The sequence below is a fragment of the Morganella morganii H1r genome (assembly GCF_000633515.1).
Lineage (GTDB): Bacteria > Pseudomonadota > Gammaproteobacteria > Enterobacterales > Enterobacteriaceae > Morganella > Morganella morganii_B.
The window spans coordinates 148,185-165,696 of sequence record NZ_AYMP01000024.1 but is presented as its reverse complement, the minus strand read 5'-3'; the positions used below and the strand labels follow the sequence as shown (position 1 = coordinate 165,696).

The window sequence follows — 17,512 nt, the reverse complement described above, 5'->3', positions numbered from 1 at the left end:
GGTGCGGCGTCCGCAGCATTCAGGAATTCACTATGCAAATTTCCCGGTCATTATTGTTTTTGTTGCTGTTATCAGGGCAGAGTGCGGCAATCAGCCAGAAAATTCCCGCGCCGGAAGATCTTCAGGGTCACTGGCAGTTTACGGAGGACGGGCAGACGCTGCCGGTCGAACTCACTACGGTTCCCGACAGCGCAGCAGACGGGTTTCAGCTGCATTTCACGGCACAGCCGCAGATAACGGCCTGGCGTCCGGCGCCGGACGGCATTGCGTTTCTCAGCGCAGACGGCACTACCCGTTATTTCTTTTCCGCTGAAGCCCCCGGCCGTTACTGTGCGGAAATCTGGCATGACAATGGCGCACGTCTTCTGAAAGAGTAATTTTCTCTCTTTTTTACCCTGTGATTAATACTATCAATCCCGGCAGATATGCCGGGCGGAGTCCCTGTGTATGCTTTCCGGGAAAACCAGAAATGATATTACGGCATTTATTGCCGCCCGTAAGTCCCTGTTTACCTCACTGGCAGTGTTCAGTGCGCTGATTAATCTGCTGATGCTGGTGCCGTCTGTGTATATGCTGCAGGTGTACGACCGCGTTCTGCCTTCCGGCAATGAAATGACGCTGCTGATGCTGACGCTGATAATGGCCGGATTACTGGCGCTGACCGGCGGCCTCGATTATCTGCGCAATATGCTGGTGATCCGCATGAGTAACCAGTTCGATCTGGCGCTGAACAGCCGGGTTTACGATGCCGCATTTCAGGCAAAACTGCACCGCACGCCGGGGCATCTGCCGTTACAGGCACAGACCGATCTGATGATCCTGCGCCGCTTTATGACAGGCAACGGTATTTTTGCCTTTCTCGATCTGCCCTGGTTCCCGCTTTATCTGCTGGTAATCGCGCTGTTTAATCCGTGGCTGGGATTGTTTGCCTGCGGCGGTGCCGCCGTGCTGATTGCGCTTGCATTGCTCAATGAACGGCTGTCCGGGCCGCCGCTGACCGCCGCAAACCGCAGTTCCTCCGCCGCACAGGGCATGCAGGGCAGCCATTTTGCTCATCCGGAGACGGCTGACGCGATGGGAATGCAGCAGTATCTGCGTCAGCGCTGGCTGAACCGGCATTGCGATAGTTTGAAGGAACAGACGCAGGCCATTGATTATTCAGCAAAAATCATGACAACCACCAAAACTGTGCGCCTGATCCTGCAATCCCTGATGCTGGGGCTGGGCGGCTGGCTGGCGCTGGATAACACCATTTCACCCGGCATGATGATTGCCGGGTCGATTTTGCTGGGACGTGCACTGTCGCCGGTCGAACAGGTTACCGGTGTGTGGAAAAGTGCGAAAGAGAGCAGGCTTGCGTATCAGCGGCTTACGGGGTTGCTGGCGGCTCACCCGCAACCACTGCAGAAACTGGCACTGCCGGTTCCTCAGGGTAATTTGTCTGTCTCCGTGATGCAGGCGGGTTATCCCGGCGCTGACACGCCGCAGCTGCACAATTTGCATTTCAGCCTCGTACCGGGGGAGGCGCTGGGGATCATCGGCCCGTCAGGTGCCGGAAAATCGGCACTGGCAAAACTGCTCGCCGGGTTATGGCCTGCAACACGCGGGGCTGTCCGGCTGGACGGAGCAGATCTCTGTCAGCAGGACAAAACGGTGTCCGGCAAATATATCGGTTATCTTCCCCAGGAAATTGCGCTTTTTCCCGGCACAATCGCCGATAATATCGCCCGTTTTGACCCGGATGCTGATCCGGAAAATATCATCCGTGCGGCGCAACTGGCACAGGTACATGAATTGATCCTGCAACTGCCGCAGGGCTATGAAACCCTGACCGGGGCTGACGGCACCGGCCTTTCCGGCGGTCAGCGGCAGCGGATCGCACTGGCGCGGGCATTGTACGGTTCACCGGCACTGATCATTCTCGATGAACCCAATGCTGCGCTGGATGAGGCCGGGCTCAGTGCGCTGTTAACTGCCATGAATACCCTGAAAAATCAGGGAAAAACCATTGTGCTTATTACTCACCATAAACCGCTGCTGTCCGTGACGGACAAGCTGCTGCTGCTTGCAGGCGGACGGATGCAGCTTTTTGGCCCGGCGGAGAAGGTCATTGAAACGCTTAATAATCAGGCAGGTAAAAATAATGATCACTAAATGGTTGTCCGGGGCGCCGGAGGTAAAAACCGATACCGGCAGGTATCAGCGGGCGGGGAAATACGTGGTTGTCCTGGGCCTTGCCGGTTTTCTGTTATGGGCGGGATTTGCACCGCTGGATCAGGGAGTTGCCGCATCAGGAACGGTTGTGATTGCCGGTAATATCAAGCAGGTGCAGTCTCCGGCGGATGGCGTGATTTCTGATATTTATGTGCAGAACGGCCAGCGGGCGGAAAAAGATCAGGTACTGGTACGGCTGCGCCCGGTGCAGTCTCAGGCTCAGGCGGTGTCGCTGGCAGAGCAGCTCGACAGCACATTACTGATCCAACGGCGGCTGGAGGCAGAACTGCGCGGTGAAGCGGTATTTGCCCCGGCGGAGGATGATGTGTTTTATGCACCGTCTGCGTATGGCCGGGCACAATTACAGGCTCAGAATGCACTGCTCACGGACCGGCGTCTTGAACTGGAGAGTGAGCTTCAGGCGCGTCAGATCACGGTTGACGGCCTGACACGGCGGCTTATTACTCTGCGGGATATTGCCCGCAGTACTGCGCAACAGGCGGACAGCCTGACGGCACAGGCGGAAAATCTTAAATCGCTGGCGGATGAGGGGTATCTGGCGCACCACCGCTATCAGGAGATCCGCCGGGAAAGTGCGGCACTGCGCAATCAGGCGGATGACACCCGGTTACAGATAAGCCGTGCAGAGGAAGAAAAAGCCACGCAGACAGAGCAGATCACACAGCGGCGGGCGGCTTTTCACAGCGGGATCCGCGAGGAATTATCACGCCTGTCAGTTCAGCGCAGTGAGCTTAAAAAACAGCAGGTTATTGAGAATGATCGGCTGGAACAGCATGTTATCACCGCGCCGGTGACCGGCACTGTTATGGATGTGTCTGTGTTTACCGCAGGCGGTGTGGTGCAAGCCGGGGAAAAACTGATGTCGGTAGTGCCGGCGCAGCAGACGCTGATTATTGAAGGTAAATTATCACCACAGTGGATAGATAAAGTCGCTCCCGGTCAGAGTGCTGATCTGCTGTTTACTGCATTCAATCAGAACCTGACACCCAAACTGCGTGGCGAACTGACAATGATTTCCGCCGATCGTCTGATCAATCCGGCAAACGGGGAGCCTTACTATCAGATTCAGATTGCGGTGCCGGAAACGGCGGCGGCTCAGGTGGTCAAACCCGGTATGCCCGCTGAGATTTTTATCCGCACCGGTGAGCGATCACTGCTCAGTTATCTGTTTAAGCCTGTGACTGACCGGCTCTTTTTCGCACTGACCGAGGAGTGATCCGGATGCATTCTGCAAAACACATTTGTACGGCACTGCTGTGTCTGTTGTCCGCCGGTGTGCAGGCGGTGACGTTATCTGAGCTCCGTCAGTCCGCGCTGAACAATGATCTGTCATTCAGTGCTGCGGCTAAGGCTTATGAGGCGGAACAGGCAGAGGTTGCTGCCGGAAAATCACACCTGCTGCCGTCCGCCGGGCTGAGTTACCAGAACACGCCGTATAACCGGCTGACACAGCGGACACCGGTGACCACTCAGCGGCGCTACAGCAGTCATTCCCTCAGCCTGGTGGTGACGCAGCCGCTGTTTGATTACACGGCATACCATCAGTACCGGAGCGCACAGATACGCGGCACAGCCGCAGAGAGCCGCTTACAGATACAGCAGGCAGAACTGATTAACCGGCTGGTTTCTGCGTATCTGAACCTGGCCTGTGTTCTGGAAATACAGAAAACAGACCGGCTCCGGCTGGCGCTGAATACCGCGCAGCTGACCGCCGCACAGCGCCTTTTGCAGCTCGGGGAAGGAACGGTGACGGAGGTTGAATCTGCCCGTACCCGCCTGCGGCAGCGTCAGGCGCAGGTTGCGGAAACCGAAGCGGAAAGCCTGAATGCGTTGCTGATATTGTCTGATCTTACCGGCCTGCCGCAGTTGCGGATGCAGGATCTTCCGGCACTGAAAGCGGGGGATTTCCGGTTGCCGAAACTGAATGACGGCGATTATACGGCACAGGAACAACAGATGTTGGCGGAGCATCCGGAAATCAAGGCGGCACGGCAGGAAACTGCGCTGGCAAAAGCGGCGGCAGAGGTACAGCGCGGGGCGTTTATGCCGTCCGCTCAGCTCTTTGCCGCCTGGTCGGATACCCGGTCAGACAGCAGTGATACCGTGGGTCAGCGTTACCGTAACCTCAGTGCCGGGATCCATCTGTCAGTTCCGCTGTTCAGCGGCGGAAAAGATCTGGCGGGGATGCGTAAGGTGTCTGCTCAGATTCAGCAGGCGCAATATGAGCAGGATGCACTGGTACAGACACGCCGGCGTGACCTGGCGCGTCAGTATCAGGTGTTCCGCCGCAGCGGTATACAGCTGGCGGCGCTGGAGCAGGCCGCTGCGGCTGCACGGTTACAGGTAACGGCGGCGGAAAAGGGGTATGCGGCGGGGCAGAACAGCCAGCCGGAGGTGGCACATGCGCGGGATCAGTATTATCAGGCGGAGCAGGAGCTGACAAAAGCCCGCTATGACGGGCTTCTGGCCTGGTTCCGGCTGCATCATTACAGCAGCACGCCGGAAACCGGGCTTTTCAGGCAGATTGAGGACTATTTTACAGTGACGGAGAGGCCGTCTCACTGCCTGCCGGGTTCGGCATGTTAACATGCAGGCAGTCGATCAGGCGGATATTTCCCAGCCGGGCAGAGGCCAGAATCACCGCTTTCTCACTGTTGACGCGCACCGCTTCCAGGTCATCAGCATCACAGATTTCCAGGCTGATATCGCGGAATCCGGCACGGTTTAAGTCGTCACGGGCATTATCCAGACTTTCGGCAATAGCACTCGGGCGTTCACGGATCATATCCGCGAGGGTCTGCATAACCTGATACAGACGCGGTGCCGCCTCTTTTTCCTCTTTATTCAGCAGGGTATTGCAGGAGCTGAGTGCCAGCCCGGTTTTTTCCCGGACGGTCGGAATGGTCGCCAGTGCGATATCATAATTCAGGTCACGGATCAGATGGCGGATAGTCAGGAAGCGCGGATGATCATTGGCGCCGAAGAAAACGATATCCGGCTGCACCAGATTGAACAGCTTGCACATCACGGTGGCGATACCGCGCAGACGGGTACGCTGATGCGGTTCATCACACTGGCTGACCAGCGGCGGTACCATCACCAGAGTCTGGTGAGCTAACCCGTGCGGATAGACATCACTGACCGCCGGGGCATACACCAGATCCACCTGCGCTTTGCTCAGTTTCTCGCAGTCTGCCTGCAGTGTGCGCGGATAGCGCTGCAAATCATCTTCACGGGGGAACTGGAGCGGGTTGACAAAGACAGACACCACGACAATATCTGCCTGTGCACGGGCTTCTTTTACCAGTGCCAGGTGGCCGTCATGCAGGTTTCCCATGGTCGGGATAAACGCAACACGTTTGCCGTCAGTCCGCAGACGGGCAATCTCTTTGCGCAGGATCAGCGCAGTTTCAATAATCCGCATCAGTGTCTCCTTGTCTGTCTGTTGAGCAGAAAGTTCAGCGTACAGGCTCTGATGATGACCAGAGGCCAAGCCCGTTTTCCGGGGTGCGGGCAACAACCGCCGCAAGTGATTCGCCGTCCGGCAGAATCAGCCCGGGGGCGATTTCAGCCAGCGGATACAACATAAATTCACGTACTTTCAGGCCGTAATGCGGTACGGTAAGCCGTGCATCACTGATGACCCTATCGCCAAACAGCATGATATCCAAGTCTAATGTGCGGGGACCCCAGCGCTCATCCTTACGGACACGGCCGTGCGCCAGTTCGATGGCCTGGGTGGCGTCGAGCAGCTGGTGCGGTGTCAGGTCAGTTTCCAGCAGAACAGCCGCATTGAGATAATCAGGCTGTCCGGCGGGGCCCATCGGCGCGGTGCGGTAAAAAGCGGAGTGGCGCACCAGGCGGCTTTGCGGGACAGCACCCAGCGCGGCAATCGCCCGGTTGACCTGGTCAAGCGGATCGGCAAGATTACTGCCGATCGCAATATAGACCGGAATCATGATTCGCTGTTTCCGTTACCCTGACGGGCACGCGGATGACGGCGGCGCGGGCGCGGACGGCGTTTGACCGGATCACTGCCCAGTTCTGTCACCATTGAGCGCTGCTGCGGGGCATTCGCCTGCTGAAAATCCGCCCACCAGTGAGCCAGTTCCTGTAACTCATGACGGCCTTCCACATTCGCACGCAGTTCGAGCAGATCAAAGGCGGCGCGGAATTTCTGATTTTCCATCAGACGGATCGCGCGTTTGCCCTGACGGCGCGGCAGACGTAACTGCAACTGCCAGATATCACGCATGGTGGTGGTCAGACGTTTCGGAATAGCAATCGCGCGGCACTGTTCATCCAGGATGTCATTAATGGCGATCGCGAAGGCTTCGTAATAGGCCAGCCCGCTCTCCTGGGTCAGTTTTTCCGCATGTTCGCACAGCGGATACCACAGCATCACGGCAAACAGGAAGGCCGGATTGACGCGCTGATCGTTATGAATACGGTAGTCGGTATTTTTCAGTACCTGATCCACGATACGGGACAGCGGGGTGTCCGGGTTCTCTTTCAGCGGCCCGGCAACCAGCGGGAACAGCATATCCAGCAGATCGTATTCACGTAATAATTCAAACGTACGGTGTCCGTCACCGGCCTGTAATAACTTGAGAACTTCCTCGAACAGACGTGCAGGCGGGATATCGCGCAGCAAGGTGCTCAGCGTGCGGATAGGCGCAGCCGTTTTCGGTTCGATGGTCATATCCAGTTTGGCGGCAAACCGGATGGCGCGCAGCATACGCACCGGATCTTCCCGGTAACGGGTTTCCGGATCGCCGATCAGACGGATAATGCGCTGCTGTAAATCTGCCAGCCCGCCGACATAATCACGGACGGTAAAATCAGCCACGCTGTAATAAAGGCTGTTAATGGTGAAATCGCGGCGGACAGCATCTTCTTCAATGGTGCCGAAAATATTATCGCGCAGCAGCATGCCGTTTTTGCCCTGCTGAGAACGGGCTTTGCCGTCATCAGCCGGTTCGTTATTGTCATGCGGACCACGGAAGGTTGCGACTTCGATAATATCCGGGCCGAACATAATGTGAGCCAGACGGAAACGGCGCCCGACCAGGCGGCAGTTGCGGAACAGTTTTCTCACTTCGTCCGGCGTGGCATTGGTAGCGATATCGAAATCTTTGGGTTTGCGCTCCAGCAGCAGATCACGGACACCGCCGCCGACCAGATAAGCGTCAAAACCGGATTTATTCAGGCGGTACAGAACCTTCAGCGCATTCTCGCTGATGTCCTGACGGGAAATAGAATGACTGTTGCGGGGAATTACCGTTGCGCTGACTGTCCCGCTGTTATCCATATTTTTTGCCGGTTTCTTGCGTTTAGCGGCAGGACGCGCGGGGGAAGCCTCACGGTGTGACGGATTCTGCGGCGTATGGTCAGCATTCGGGGCCGGCCTTTCACTGGCAGCCTCTGTGCAATCTGCCTTATTCTCGCGGGAAATCAGACTGCGACAGAACTTTGCGACTCGGTTTAAAATGGTACACCTCTGTATAACAATTAAATGATCTAAAAAATAAGCGACTAATAATATCGTACACTTGGTTTTTTGAGAATGCCTTAGCCCGGATATTGCGGAATTATTCCCTGTCCGTCACCACATCATTGCGGGGGACGGCAGTAATATCCCAGTTCCGCACACTGTATGCCAGCAGTTCAGTCAGGGAAAGCGACAGCGGATCCGTTTCCGGCAGCAGCTGCCGGAGCACCTGTAACGCCTGCCATAACAACGGGCGCGGATCACTGAGCGGTACCGGGGTGGCATGATTTTGCTTGGAGAGTTTACGCGCCGCCGGGCCCAGCATCAACGGCAAATGCAGATAATGCGGCGCCGGCAGCCCGAGCTGGCGGTATAATGAGAGCTGATGTGAGGTGGGATACAGTAAATCCGCGCCTCTGACCACCTCTGTCACGCCCTGATAATCATCATCGAGCACCACCACCAGGTTATAGGCAAACAGCTTATCTTTGCGGAAAATAATGATATCTTCCTCTGCCGTGGCGTTATCCGTAAATACATCCCCCCGCAGACCATCGGTAAAATGGTACACCGGATGCGTTCTGATAAGCCGCAGTGCCGCGTTATCCGGCGGCAGTCCGCGCTGACGGCAGGTGCCGGGATAATGGCCGCCGCTGTCATGGACATCATGCCGTGTACAGGTGCAGTAATAGCACAGCCCGGTGGCTTTCAGCTGTTCAATCACTTCACGGTAAGCATCATGGCGGCGCGACTGATACAGCACATCGCCGTCCCAGTGCAGGCCGTAATGGTCAAGAATACGCAGAATGGCATCCGCAGCACCCGGGACTTCGCGGGGCGGGTCGATATCATCAATACGGAGAAGCCAGCGTCCGCCGAGGTGACGGGCCTGAAGATAACTCCCCAGTGCGGTCACCAGAGAGCCGAAATGAAGCGCACCGGAAGGTGATGGTGCGAAGCGGCCGGTGTAACCGGGCGCTGAGCCGGCAGAATATTCCGTCATTGAAGAGGCATAAAAACGGACGGCGCTGTCAAAGCGCCGTCTGTGGTGAATCTGTCAGCCCGCCATCTGCTTTTCGCGGATTTCAGCCAGCGTCTTACAGTCGATACAGAGATCTGCGGTCGGACGCGCCTCTAAACGGCGGATACCGATTTCGACCCCGCAGGACTCACAAAAACCAAAATCGTCGTCCTCAACCTTTTTGAGGGTTTTTTCGATCTTTTTGATCAGTTTGCGTTCGCGGTCACGGTTGCGCAGTTCCAGGCTGAATTCTTCTTCCTGAGCGGCCCGGTCAACCGGATCCGGGAAGTTAGCTGCTTCATCCTGCATGTGCGTGACAGTGCGGTTTACTTCATCCCTGAGTTGGTTGCGCCATGCTTCAAGTATCAGCTTGAAATGGGCCAACTGGGCTTCGTTCATGTATTCTTCGCCTGCCTTCTCGTGATACGGCTCCACGCCGGCAATGGCAAGAATGCTCAGGGACGAGGTTTTACGTTTTTGCCCTTCTTGCATAATGCTTCTCCTACACACGCATGTCTGACAATATCCCTTAGAGGGGAAAAATAGGCCGCTATAGATAGCAGATGATTATGGATAATGCAACCCTTGCTTTCATTAGTTTTGTAAGGTGTGAAGAACAGCGTGTTTATTCACCCCGCAACTCACAAAACATCCTATTTATTATTAAAAAAATTGATATTCACCCCATGAATGCAAAGGGTATTTTTTCCCCGGCAGTGATGCCATCCGGTGTTATCCGCATTCTGTAACAAATAACGTCAATTCCGGACTGTGATGCCTGCCGCAAAAGTGATGAATATTTTTTATCAATGTGTGCTGCGTCCGATACGGTCTCAATCCTTGAATGCAGTACAGCAAAAAACAGAACAGCACGATTTCCCGCTTCAGCAATTGCTTGTAACTCACGCAGGTGTTTTTGTCCACGTAAAGTTACGGTATCGGGAAAATAACCGTGTCCGTTTTCCAGCAGCGTGACGGATTTCACCTCAACATAACAGGGCTTTTTCTGCGGATCGGTCAGTAAAAAATCAATCCGGCTGTTTTCACTGCCGTATCTGACTTCCTGTGCCAGCGTCTGATACCCGGTAAGTTCCGGGATCCGGTTCTGCGCAATCGCCTCTGCCACCACCCGGTTTGCCTGCATCGTATTCACACAAATCAGATGCCCGGCCTGTGTCTGCGTCAGTTCCCAGCTGTGCGGGTACTTGCGCTTCGCATTGGCGGATTCGGAATACCAGACGGTATCACCCGGTGTGGCGCAGCCTGTCATTGCGCCGGTATTAGCACAATGAATGGTGATGGTGCGCCCGTCCTGCGTGATAATATCCGCAAGAAACCGTTTGTAACGCTGCACCAGCGTGCCCGCCTGTAAAGGGGGATGAAATTCCATCGTAACTCCTGTCAATGTGACTGCACTTTTCAGGGGGCGGCAATGCTACAATGTTGCGCGTCGAAAGTTAAGCAGATAATGATGAGGTTTTTGTGACATATTCCCCCGTTTGTAACATTTATCCGGCACTCAGTACGGCACTGAACAGTGCCCCGCAGGTGTTGTTACAGGCTCCGACCGGCAGCGGGAAATCCACTATTCTGCCGCTGCTGATGCTCAGCGATCCGTCTGTCAGCGGGCGGATTATCATGCTGGAGCCCCGTCGTATCGCGGCCCGCAGCGTGGCACACCGGCTGGCGTCACAGCTCGGCGAACGTCCGGGAGAAACGGTGGGTTACCGGATGCGCGGCGAAACCCGGGTCAGCGCCGCCACCCGGTTTGAGGTTGTTACAGAGGGAATTCTGGTCAGAATGTTACAGCAGGATCCGGAATTATCCGAAGTGAGTGTCATTATTCTGGATGAATTCCATGAACGGAATTTACAGGCCGATCTTGCCCTCGCACTGCTGCTGGATGTGCAGTCCTCACTGCGTGATGATTTGCGTCTGCTGGTGATGTCCGCGACCTTAGATAATGAACAGCTGTTGTCCCTGCTGCCGCAGGCGGAAGTGATCACGGCAGAGGGGCGGGCTTTCCCGGTGGAGAGACGGTATCAGCCGCTCAGTGCGCATCAGCCTTTTATCAGTGAGGTGGCCCGGGCGGTGTTGCAGCTGTATCAGCAGGAGGATGGCTCTGTGCTGGTGTTTCTGCCGGGACAGGCGGAAATCTGCCGGTTACAGGAACAGCTGACCGGTAAAACCGATGCGGATACGCTTATCTGCCCGCTGTACGGCGCACTGTCGCTGAAAGAGCAGCAGCAGGCGATTGAACCACCGCCGCCCGGTATGCGCAAAATCGTGCTGGCGACCAATATTGCCGAAACCAGTCTGACGATTGAAGGTGTGACCCTGGTGGTGGACAGCTGTCTGGAAAAAACCGCGCAGTTTGATCCGCGCAGCGGGCTGACCCGGCTGGTGCGCAGCCGCATCAGCCGCTCATCGATGACACAGCGTGCAGGGCGTGCCGGGCGTCTGGCGCAGGGGATCTGTCTGCATCTGTGCGGACAGGCGGAAGCCGAACGCGCCGCTGCGCACAGTGAACCGGAAATCTGCCACAGTGACCTGGCCGGGCTGATGCTGAATCTGGCGCAGTGGGGCTGCCGTGAGGTATCAGCGCTTGCCTGGCTTGATACCCCGCCAGCCGTGGCGGTGCAGGTGGCGAAAAAATTACTGACAGAAATGGGCTGCCTTCTGCCGCAGGGCGGACTGACTGCCAAAGGCGCGGCAATGGCCGCTTCCGGCACAGAGCCGCGCCTCTCTGCATTGTGGCTTTATACCCTTAATGAAGAGCCGGCACAGATATACTATGCCGCCCGGCTGATTGCCGCACTGGAAGAGCCTTCCCGCGAAGGTAACGGCAATCTGCTGCATGACCTGACACATCCCTCCGCCCGGTGGGATAAGCTGGCGCATCAGCTGTTGCAGGCCGCCGGTCAGCCGGTCAGAAAACCGTCTCATGATCCGGACAGTGGCTGGTTGTGCCGCACCTTATTACAGGGATTTCCTGACAGAATCGCCGGGAAGCGCGGGCGCTCCGGCACATTTTTACTGGCAAACGGTACCGGTGCGGTGACAGATGAAAGCAGCCCGCTCGGCAATGAAGCCGGGCTTATCGCCCCGCTGATCCTGCAAAATGAGCAGCAGGCTAATGCACGGATCCTGAAAGCGGTGCCGTTTGAATTATCACAGCTGACAGAGATGGCACCGCATCTGCTGAAAACAGAAAACCGTCTGACCCGTGATGAAAACAAAGGCAGCTGGCAGGCGTGGCAGGCGGTTACCTGCGGGCAGCTGATTATTGAGCGAAAACCACTGGCAGCACCGTCTGATGAGGTTGTCCGCGAAGCTCTGCTCAGCTGGATCCGCGAACAGGGATTGTCTGTTCTGCCATTCAATGAAGCCTGTGAGCAGTTACTTATCCGCCAGCAGCTGGCACACGATCTGTTCCCGGAACAGACACTGCCTGCCGCAGATAATGATACACTGCTCGCCACGCTTGAGACGTGGCTGTCGCCGTACCTGACCGGAGTGCGCAATCAGCAGCAGCTGGCAAAGCTGGATCTATATGGCGCGCTGCGTCAGCGCATGGACTGGTCGCAGCAGCAATGGCTGGATGCACAGTTCCCGCGTCATTTTGAAGTACCCACCGGGACCCGGATACCTGTAGAATATGCCGCAGATAAACCGCCGGTGATGGCAGTCCGCATTCAGGAGATGTATGGTGTGCGTGAAACACCGGTGGTGGCGCAGGGACGGCTGCCGGTAACGGTCAGCCTGTTATCGCCCGCACACCGCCCGATACAGGTAACCGCCGACCTGAAAGCCTTCTGGGGCGGGAGCTACCGGGAGGTGCAGAAAGAGATGAAAGGACGTTATCCCAAACATTTCTGGCCGGACGATCCGGCAAATGCACAGCCGACAAAGCGTGTAAAAAAGTTTATGTAAATGCAAAGATAGTCGTTGTTTAACGGATTTTTACTGTGTCTGTTGCCGGAATCGGCGACAATAGCAACTGATGAAATAACCGCCTGTCCCGCCCGGCACATTATTGTGCGGCAGACAGACTGACGGGAGAGACCATGTCTGATTTTGATCGTGAACCCACCGGCCGCAGGGGCAGTAAAGCGCCTGCCGCTAAAAAAAGAGGGCGCTCAGACCGCCGTCGCCGCCGGGATGAGGATTATGACGATGATATTGAATACGATGATGAATTTGGTGATGACGAACCGGATGATTATGACGATGATGAGGACAGCGCGCGCATGAGTAAAAAAGGGCGCAAAAACAAACCGCCTAAACGGCGCTGGCGCTGGTTTTGGTTCCTGGTCAAACTCGGCATTGTGATGGTTATCCTGCTGGGGCTTTACGGTGTTTATCTGGCCGGAAAAATCAGTGACCGCCTGGACGGTAAAGTCTGGGATCTGCCTGCGGCGGTTTACGGACGCACCGTCAACCTTGAGCCGGGCATGGATTACAGCCTGAATGAAATGGTGAAACTGCTGGAAGGCATGCAGTACCGCAAAGTCACCAAAATCACCCGCGCCGGTGAATTTTCCGTGACCGGTAATACCATTCAGATGCTGCGCCGTCCGTTTGATTTCCCTGACAGTAAAGAAGGGCAGATTAACGCCCGTCTGACTTTCAGCAGCAGCGGACTGGAAAAAATTGAAAACATGGATAACGGCCGTGAATTCGGTTTCTTCCGCCTCGATCCGAAACTGATCACCATGCTGCAATCCGCAAATGGTGAGCAGCGTCTGTTCCTGGCCCGCAGCGGCTTCCCGGATGAGCTGGTTAAAGCCCTGCTGGTGACCGAGGATCGTAATTTCTATGAGCATGACGGGATCAGCATCACCTCCATCGGGCGTGCCCTTCTGGCAAACCTGACGGCGGGACGCGCGGTGCAGGGCGGCAGTACCCTGACACAGCAGCTGGTAAAAAACCTGTTCTTATCCAATGAACGGACACTGGCGCGTAAAGCCAATGAAGCCTATATGGCGCTTATTATGGATTACCGCTATGACAAAGACCGCATTCTGGAACTGTATCTCAACGAAGTCTATCTGGGGCAAAGCGGGGATGAACAGATCCGCGGCTTCCCGCTGGCGAGTCTCTATTATTTCGGCCGTCCGGTCGATGAACTGAGCCTCGACCAGGTGGCACTGCTGGTGGGAATGGTAAAAGGGGCGTCAATCTATAACCCGTGGCGTAACCCGAAAAATGCCCTTGAGCGTCGCAACGTGGTGCTGAAACTTCTGCAAACCCAGGGCGGGGTGATCGATCAGGAAATGTATGATGTCCTGAGCGCACGTCCGCTGGGTGTAAAAGAGAAAAGTGGTGTGATCACCCCGCAGCCTGCCTTTATGCAGTTGGTTCGTCAGGAACTGCGCGAGAAGCTCGGCGATAAAGTGGATGATTTGTCCGGCGTGAAAATCTTCACCACGCTGGACCCGGTCTCACAGGATGCAGCTGAAAATGCCGTTGAAGAAGGTGTGAAAGCCATCCGAGCGGAACGTAAAAAACCGGCGCTGGAAGGGGCTATGGTGGTGGTTGACCGCATCAGCGGGGAGGTCCGCGCAATGGTCGGCGGCTCTCAGCCGCAGTTTGCCGGGTTTAACCGTGCTATGGCGGCGGAGCGCTCTATCGGCTCGCTGGCAAAACCGATGACCTATCTCACCGCGCTTGGTATTCCGGATACTTACCGTCTGAATACCTGGCTGGACGACCAGCCGCTGACCATTAACGTGCCGGGCGGCGGCGGTACCTGGTCACCGCGTAACGACAGCAAAACCTTCAGCGGTCGTGTGATGCTGGTGGATGCGCTGGCGCGCTCTATCAACGTACCGACGGTTAACCTCGGTATGGCGGTCGGTCTGGATGCGGTAGCCGATACGTTTGTCCGTCTCGGCGCACCGGCGAAAAATATCCAGAAAGTCCCGGCAATGCTGCTCGGCGCGGTAAACCTGACACCATTGCAGGTCTCGCAGCTGTTCCAGACCATCGGCAGCGGCGGTAACCGCGCGACACTGTCCGCACTGCGTTCGGTGATCGCGGAAGACGGCACGGTGATTTACCAGAGCTTCCCGCAGGCACAGCGCGCTGTGGCGCCGCAGGCGGCGTATATGACGCTGTACGGTATGCAGCAGGTGGTGGAACGCGGTACCGCAGCCCGCCGTCTGGGATCGAAATTCGGTAAATACCATCTGGCCGGGAAAACCGGGACCACTAACGACATGCGCGACAGCTGGTTTGTCGGTATCGACGGCAAAGAAGTCACCGTCTCCTGGATGGGGCTGGATGACAACAGCCCGTCCGGCCTGTACGGCGGCTCCGGTGCCCTGGTACTTTACGGACGTTATCTGGATAATCAGCCGCCGCTGGCGCTGAACCTCACACCACCGGAAGATATCGCGGAGATGGCAGTGGATGCGGACGGCAATTTTGTCTGCAACGGCGTGGGGATCACCCGGACATTACCGGTCTGGACAACGGACGCACAAGCGCTGTGCGGCCAGCAGGCCCCGGCTCAGCAGCAGGATGAAGAAGCCCCCGGCTGGCTGAAAGAGATGTTTGAACAGTAATCCCCTGTTCTGTAAGAAGCACTGAAAACCCGCCGCAAGGCGGGTTTTGTTTTTTTAGTGACCATTGTGGATTAGGTGTAATGGCATTATGAGCAAGTATGCGATATAGGTCCGGAGGAAAAATGAAAAATAGTAAGAAAACGCAACAGACGCTGATAATGCCTGATAGTGAACAGTTAATCCGGGCTGTTGTAACATCTACAGCGGTTGAAACCGGACAGGAGCCACAGAAACTGGCTGAGGCTCTGAAAGAAAAACGTGAAAAATATGCTCACCTCAGACTGGCTGTTTAGTTTTTTCTGAGTGACTGATTAACCCAATATTTCATTGGTTCATAAATCAGATTTAATGCTGCGTGGATAGCAGCAATATAATGTGCCGGATGTTGTTTCCAGCAGCACTAATTCGGCATCATTAATATCATTGGTTTCAGACAACTGAAGCTTGTTTTCCAAAACGTCATCATCTGAACCGGCAGCAAATTCCCCTTCACTGTTTGATACATGATACTTATTCATTCTGCTGATTTATCCGTTTTACTGTGCGGTATGCCTTATTGCAGATGGAAATCAAACCATAAAAAAACTGCGCCGCATTCGTTGTATTGAACGTTTGCGGCGCAGTTCACAGTGATAAGCCGGTGACGATTACTTCTTCTGCTTCGCTTCCTCAGCAGCTTCTTCGGCTTCCACTTCTTCATACCAGCGCGGGTGATGTTTCTTCGCCCAGCGGCGGCTGACTTTACCTTCCACCATGCCTTTGATCGATCCTTTCACCCAGAAGGCCATATACATATGGATCAGGATGGCGTGGATCAGGACAATAGCTGCGGCCGCGTGGATCAGCAGACTCCAGCGGATCATCCACATCGGGAAGTAGTGCGCAAAGTACGGACGCCAGATGATGATCCCGGTGGCAAGCAGCACAAAGATCATGCTCATAATGCTCCAGAACATCATTTTTTGTCCGGCGTTGTATTTACCGACACGCGCCACATGATGCTCGTTGCCTTTCAGTACTTCGATAATATTTTTAATCCACGGCAGATCTTCTCTGTCCGGGATGTTGTGCTTAATGAAGCGGAAAAACATAAACATCAGCACGACGAAAATCAGCACACCAAAGAACGGGTGCAGAATACGCCCCATTGCCGGTGTCCCGAAGGTTTCCGTCAGCCATTGCAGTGTCGGGAAGAACAGCGCAATACCGGATAAGGAGACCAGGAAAAAGCAGATCACCACTGTCCAGTGACAGGCACGATCAATAAATTTCGTGCGGACGATCATTTTGCTTTTCTTACTCATGGTGAGTTTCCTCCTCTTCCTCATCGTCCGTCTCTTTGTTCGGGCCGATCCCCACATAGTGGAATACCAGTCCGGCAAAGGTGGCGATAAACCCGATAGCCGACAGCGGTTTCAGTACCCCTTTCCAGAGATCAATCGGTGTATCAATCTGCGGATCTTTCGGCAGCCCGTGATAAAGTTCAGGGTTATCCGCATGTTGCAGCACGTACATCACGTGTGTGCCGCCGACACCGTCCGGGTTGTAGACCCCGGCATTGGCAAAGCCGCGTTTTTTCAGCTTCTGTACGCGCTCGTCCGCCACTTCCAGCATGTCTTTTTTGGTGCCGAAATGGATGGCACCGGTCGGACAGGTTTTCACACAGGCAGGCTCCTGGCCCACGCTGACCCGGTCAACACAGAGTGTGCATTTGTACACCCGGTTATCTTTCGGATTCAGACGCGGAATATTGAACGGGCAACCCGCAATGCAGTAGCCGCAGCCGATGCAGTGTTCTGACTGAAAATCAACGATCCCGTTGGCGTACTGAATAATCGCACCGGCAGACGGACAGGCTTTCAGACAGCCAGGGTCCGAACAGTGCATGCAGCCGTCCTTGCGGATCAGCCACTCCAGTTTGCCGTTCTCTTTGGTCTCGCTGAACCGCATGACAGTCCAGGATTTAGCACTGAGGTCGGTCGGGTTATCATAAACCCCGGTACAGAACCCGACCTCATCCCGGATGTCATTCCATTCGGAACAGGCCACCTGACAGGCTTTACAGCCGATACAGGTGGACACATCGATCAGCTTGGCGACTTCAAACTTGTCGTCACGGGCCTGAGGAGGCGGCGTTATGCTGTTGGTCGCAGAACGTTTGATAATGTCTTGAGATTGCATGGACATAATTCCTCC

15 protein-coding genes and 1 pseudogene are annotated in these 17,512 nt (G+C 55.5%); 7 read left to right on the top strand and 9 right to left on the bottom strand.

Annotation, left to right across the window (positions count from 1 at the left end; translation table 11 throughout):
• Nucleotides 1-32 precede the first annotated feature (32 nt).
• The 4 genes from U868_RS23690 to U868_RS0115105 all read left to right on the top strand — a co-directional run bounded on the left by U868_RS23690 (nucleotide 33) and on the right by U868_RS0115105 (nucleotide 4,821).
• Nucleotides 33-377: an AprI/Inh family metalloprotease inhibitor gene (locus U868_RS23690; RefSeq protein WP_080694375.1), complete on the top strand. Its 345-nt coding sequence runs from the start codon at nucleotides 33-35 to the stop codon at nucleotides 375-377.
• 70 nt (nucleotides 378-447) lie between these two features.
• On the top strand, nucleotides 448-2,154 hold the full coding sequence (locus tag U868_RS0115115; protein WP_025154024.1) for a type I secretion system permease/ATPase: 1,707 nt from the start codon (nucleotides 448-450) through the stop codon (nucleotides 2,152-2,154).
• Entirely contained in the window at nucleotides 2,144-3,451 is a 1,308-nt protein-coding gene (locus U868_RS0115110) for an HlyD family type I secretion periplasmic adaptor subunit (protein WP_025154023.1), read from the top strand. The genes U868_RS0115115 and U868_RS0115110 overlap by 11 nt, the downstream gene beginning before the upstream one ends.
• Before the next feature lie 5 nt (nucleotides 3,452-3,456).
• Nucleotides 3,457-4,821 carry a TolC family protein gene (locus U868_RS0115105; RefSeq protein WP_025154022.1) on the top strand — a complete coding sequence of 455 codons (1,365 nt, stop codon included), beginning with the start codon at nucleotides 3,457-3,459 and terminating at the stop codon, nucleotides 4,819-4,821.
• Here the strand turns inward: U868_RS0115105 and panC are convergent.
• The 6 genes from panC to sfsA form a co-directional block, all read right to left on the bottom strand.
• Nucleotides 4,772-5,659 carry a pantoate--beta-alanine ligase gene (gene panC / locus U868_RS0115100; RefSeq protein WP_025154021.1) on the bottom strand — a complete coding sequence of 296 codons (888 nt, stop codon included), beginning with the start codon at nucleotides 5,657-5,659 and terminating at the stop codon, nucleotides 4,772-4,774. The genes U868_RS0115105 and panC overlap by 50 nt on opposite strands.
• Nucleotides 5,660-5,693: 34 nt before the next feature.
• Nucleotides 5,694-6,194: a 2-amino-4-hydroxy-6-hydroxymethyldihydropteridine diphosphokinase gene (gene folK / locus U868_RS0115095; protein ID WP_025154020.1), complete on the bottom strand. Its 501-nt coding sequence runs from the start codon at nucleotides 6,192-6,194 to the stop codon at nucleotides 5,694-5,696.
• Complete coding sequence (gene pcnB, locus U868_RS0115090) at nucleotides 6,191-7,726, bottom strand: polynucleotide adenylyltransferase PcnB (RefSeq protein ID WP_392495934.1); 1,536 nt, start codon at nucleotides 7,724-7,726, stop codon at nucleotides 6,191-6,193. Before pcnB ends, folK begins: the two co-directional genes overlap by 4 nt.
• Nucleotides 7,727-7,826: 100 nt before the next feature.
• Nucleotides 7,827-8,729, bottom strand: coding sequence for a tRNA glutamyl-Q(34) synthetase GluQRS (gene gluQRS, locus U868_RS0115085; RefSeq protein WP_025154018.1), 903 nt, complete (start codon nucleotides 8,727-8,729; stop codon nucleotides 7,827-7,829).
• 54 nt (nucleotides 8,730-8,783) lie between these two features.
• Nucleotides 8,784-9,239 carry an RNA polymerase-binding protein DksA gene (gene dksA, locus U868_RS0115080; RefSeq protein ID WP_004238923.1) on the bottom strand — a complete coding sequence of 152 codons (456 nt, stop codon included), beginning with the start codon at nucleotides 9,237-9,239 and terminating at the stop codon, nucleotides 8,784-8,786.
• Nucleotides 9,240-9,426: 187 nt separating this feature from the next.
• Nucleotides 9,427-10,137 (bottom strand): DNA/RNA nuclease SfsA, encoded by a 711-nt coding sequence (gene sfsA / locus U868_RS0115075; protein ID WP_025154017.1) that lies wholly within the window; start codon nucleotides 10,135-10,137, stop codon nucleotides 9,427-9,429.
• A 92-nt stretch (nucleotides 10,138-10,229) separates the two neighbouring features.
• Between sfsA and hrpB the strand changes: the two genes are divergently transcribed.
• From hrpB to U868_RS25725, 3 genes are all read left to right on the top strand, one after another.
• Entirely contained in the window at nucleotides 10,230-12,680 is a 2,451-nt protein-coding gene (gene hrpB, locus U868_RS0115070) for an ATP-dependent helicase HrpB (RefSeq protein ID WP_025154016.1), read from the top strand.
• Nucleotides 12,681-12,814: 134 nt separating this feature from the next.
• A complete protein-coding gene (gene mrcB / locus U868_RS0115065) occupies nucleotides 12,815-15,316 on the top strand; it encodes a bifunctional glycosyl transferase/transpeptidase (RefSeq protein WP_025154015.1) in 2,502 nt (833 codons plus the stop codon).
• A 122-nt stretch (nucleotides 15,317-15,438) separates the two neighbouring features.
• Nucleotides 15,439-15,609 (top strand): hypothetical protein, encoded by a 171-nt coding sequence (locus U868_RS25725; protein WP_200650390.1) that lies wholly within the window; start codon nucleotides 15,439-15,441, stop codon nucleotides 15,607-15,609.
• Nucleotides 15,610-15,705: 96 nt separating this feature from the next.
• Here the strand turns inward: U868_RS25725 and U868_RS25080 are convergent.
• The 3 genes and pseudogenes from U868_RS25080 to fdxH all read right to left on the bottom strand — a co-directional run.
• A pseudogene (locus U868_RS25080) lies at nucleotides 15,706-15,834 on the bottom strand (cell filamentation protein Fic); the annotation flags it as partial.
• Between the two features lie 129 nt (nucleotides 15,835-15,963).
• Entirely contained in the window at nucleotides 15,964-16,620 is a 657-nt protein-coding gene (gene fdnI / locus U868_RS0115050; RefSeq protein WP_025154013.1) for a formate dehydrogenase-N subunit gamma, read from the bottom strand.
• A complete protein-coding gene (gene fdxH / locus U868_RS0115045) occupies nucleotides 16,613-17,503 on the bottom strand; it encodes a formate dehydrogenase subunit beta (RefSeq protein ID WP_004235986.1) in 891 nt (296 codons plus the stop codon). Before fdxH ends, fdnI begins: the two co-directional genes overlap by 8 nt.
• Nucleotides 17,504-17,512 lie beyond the last annotated feature (9 nt).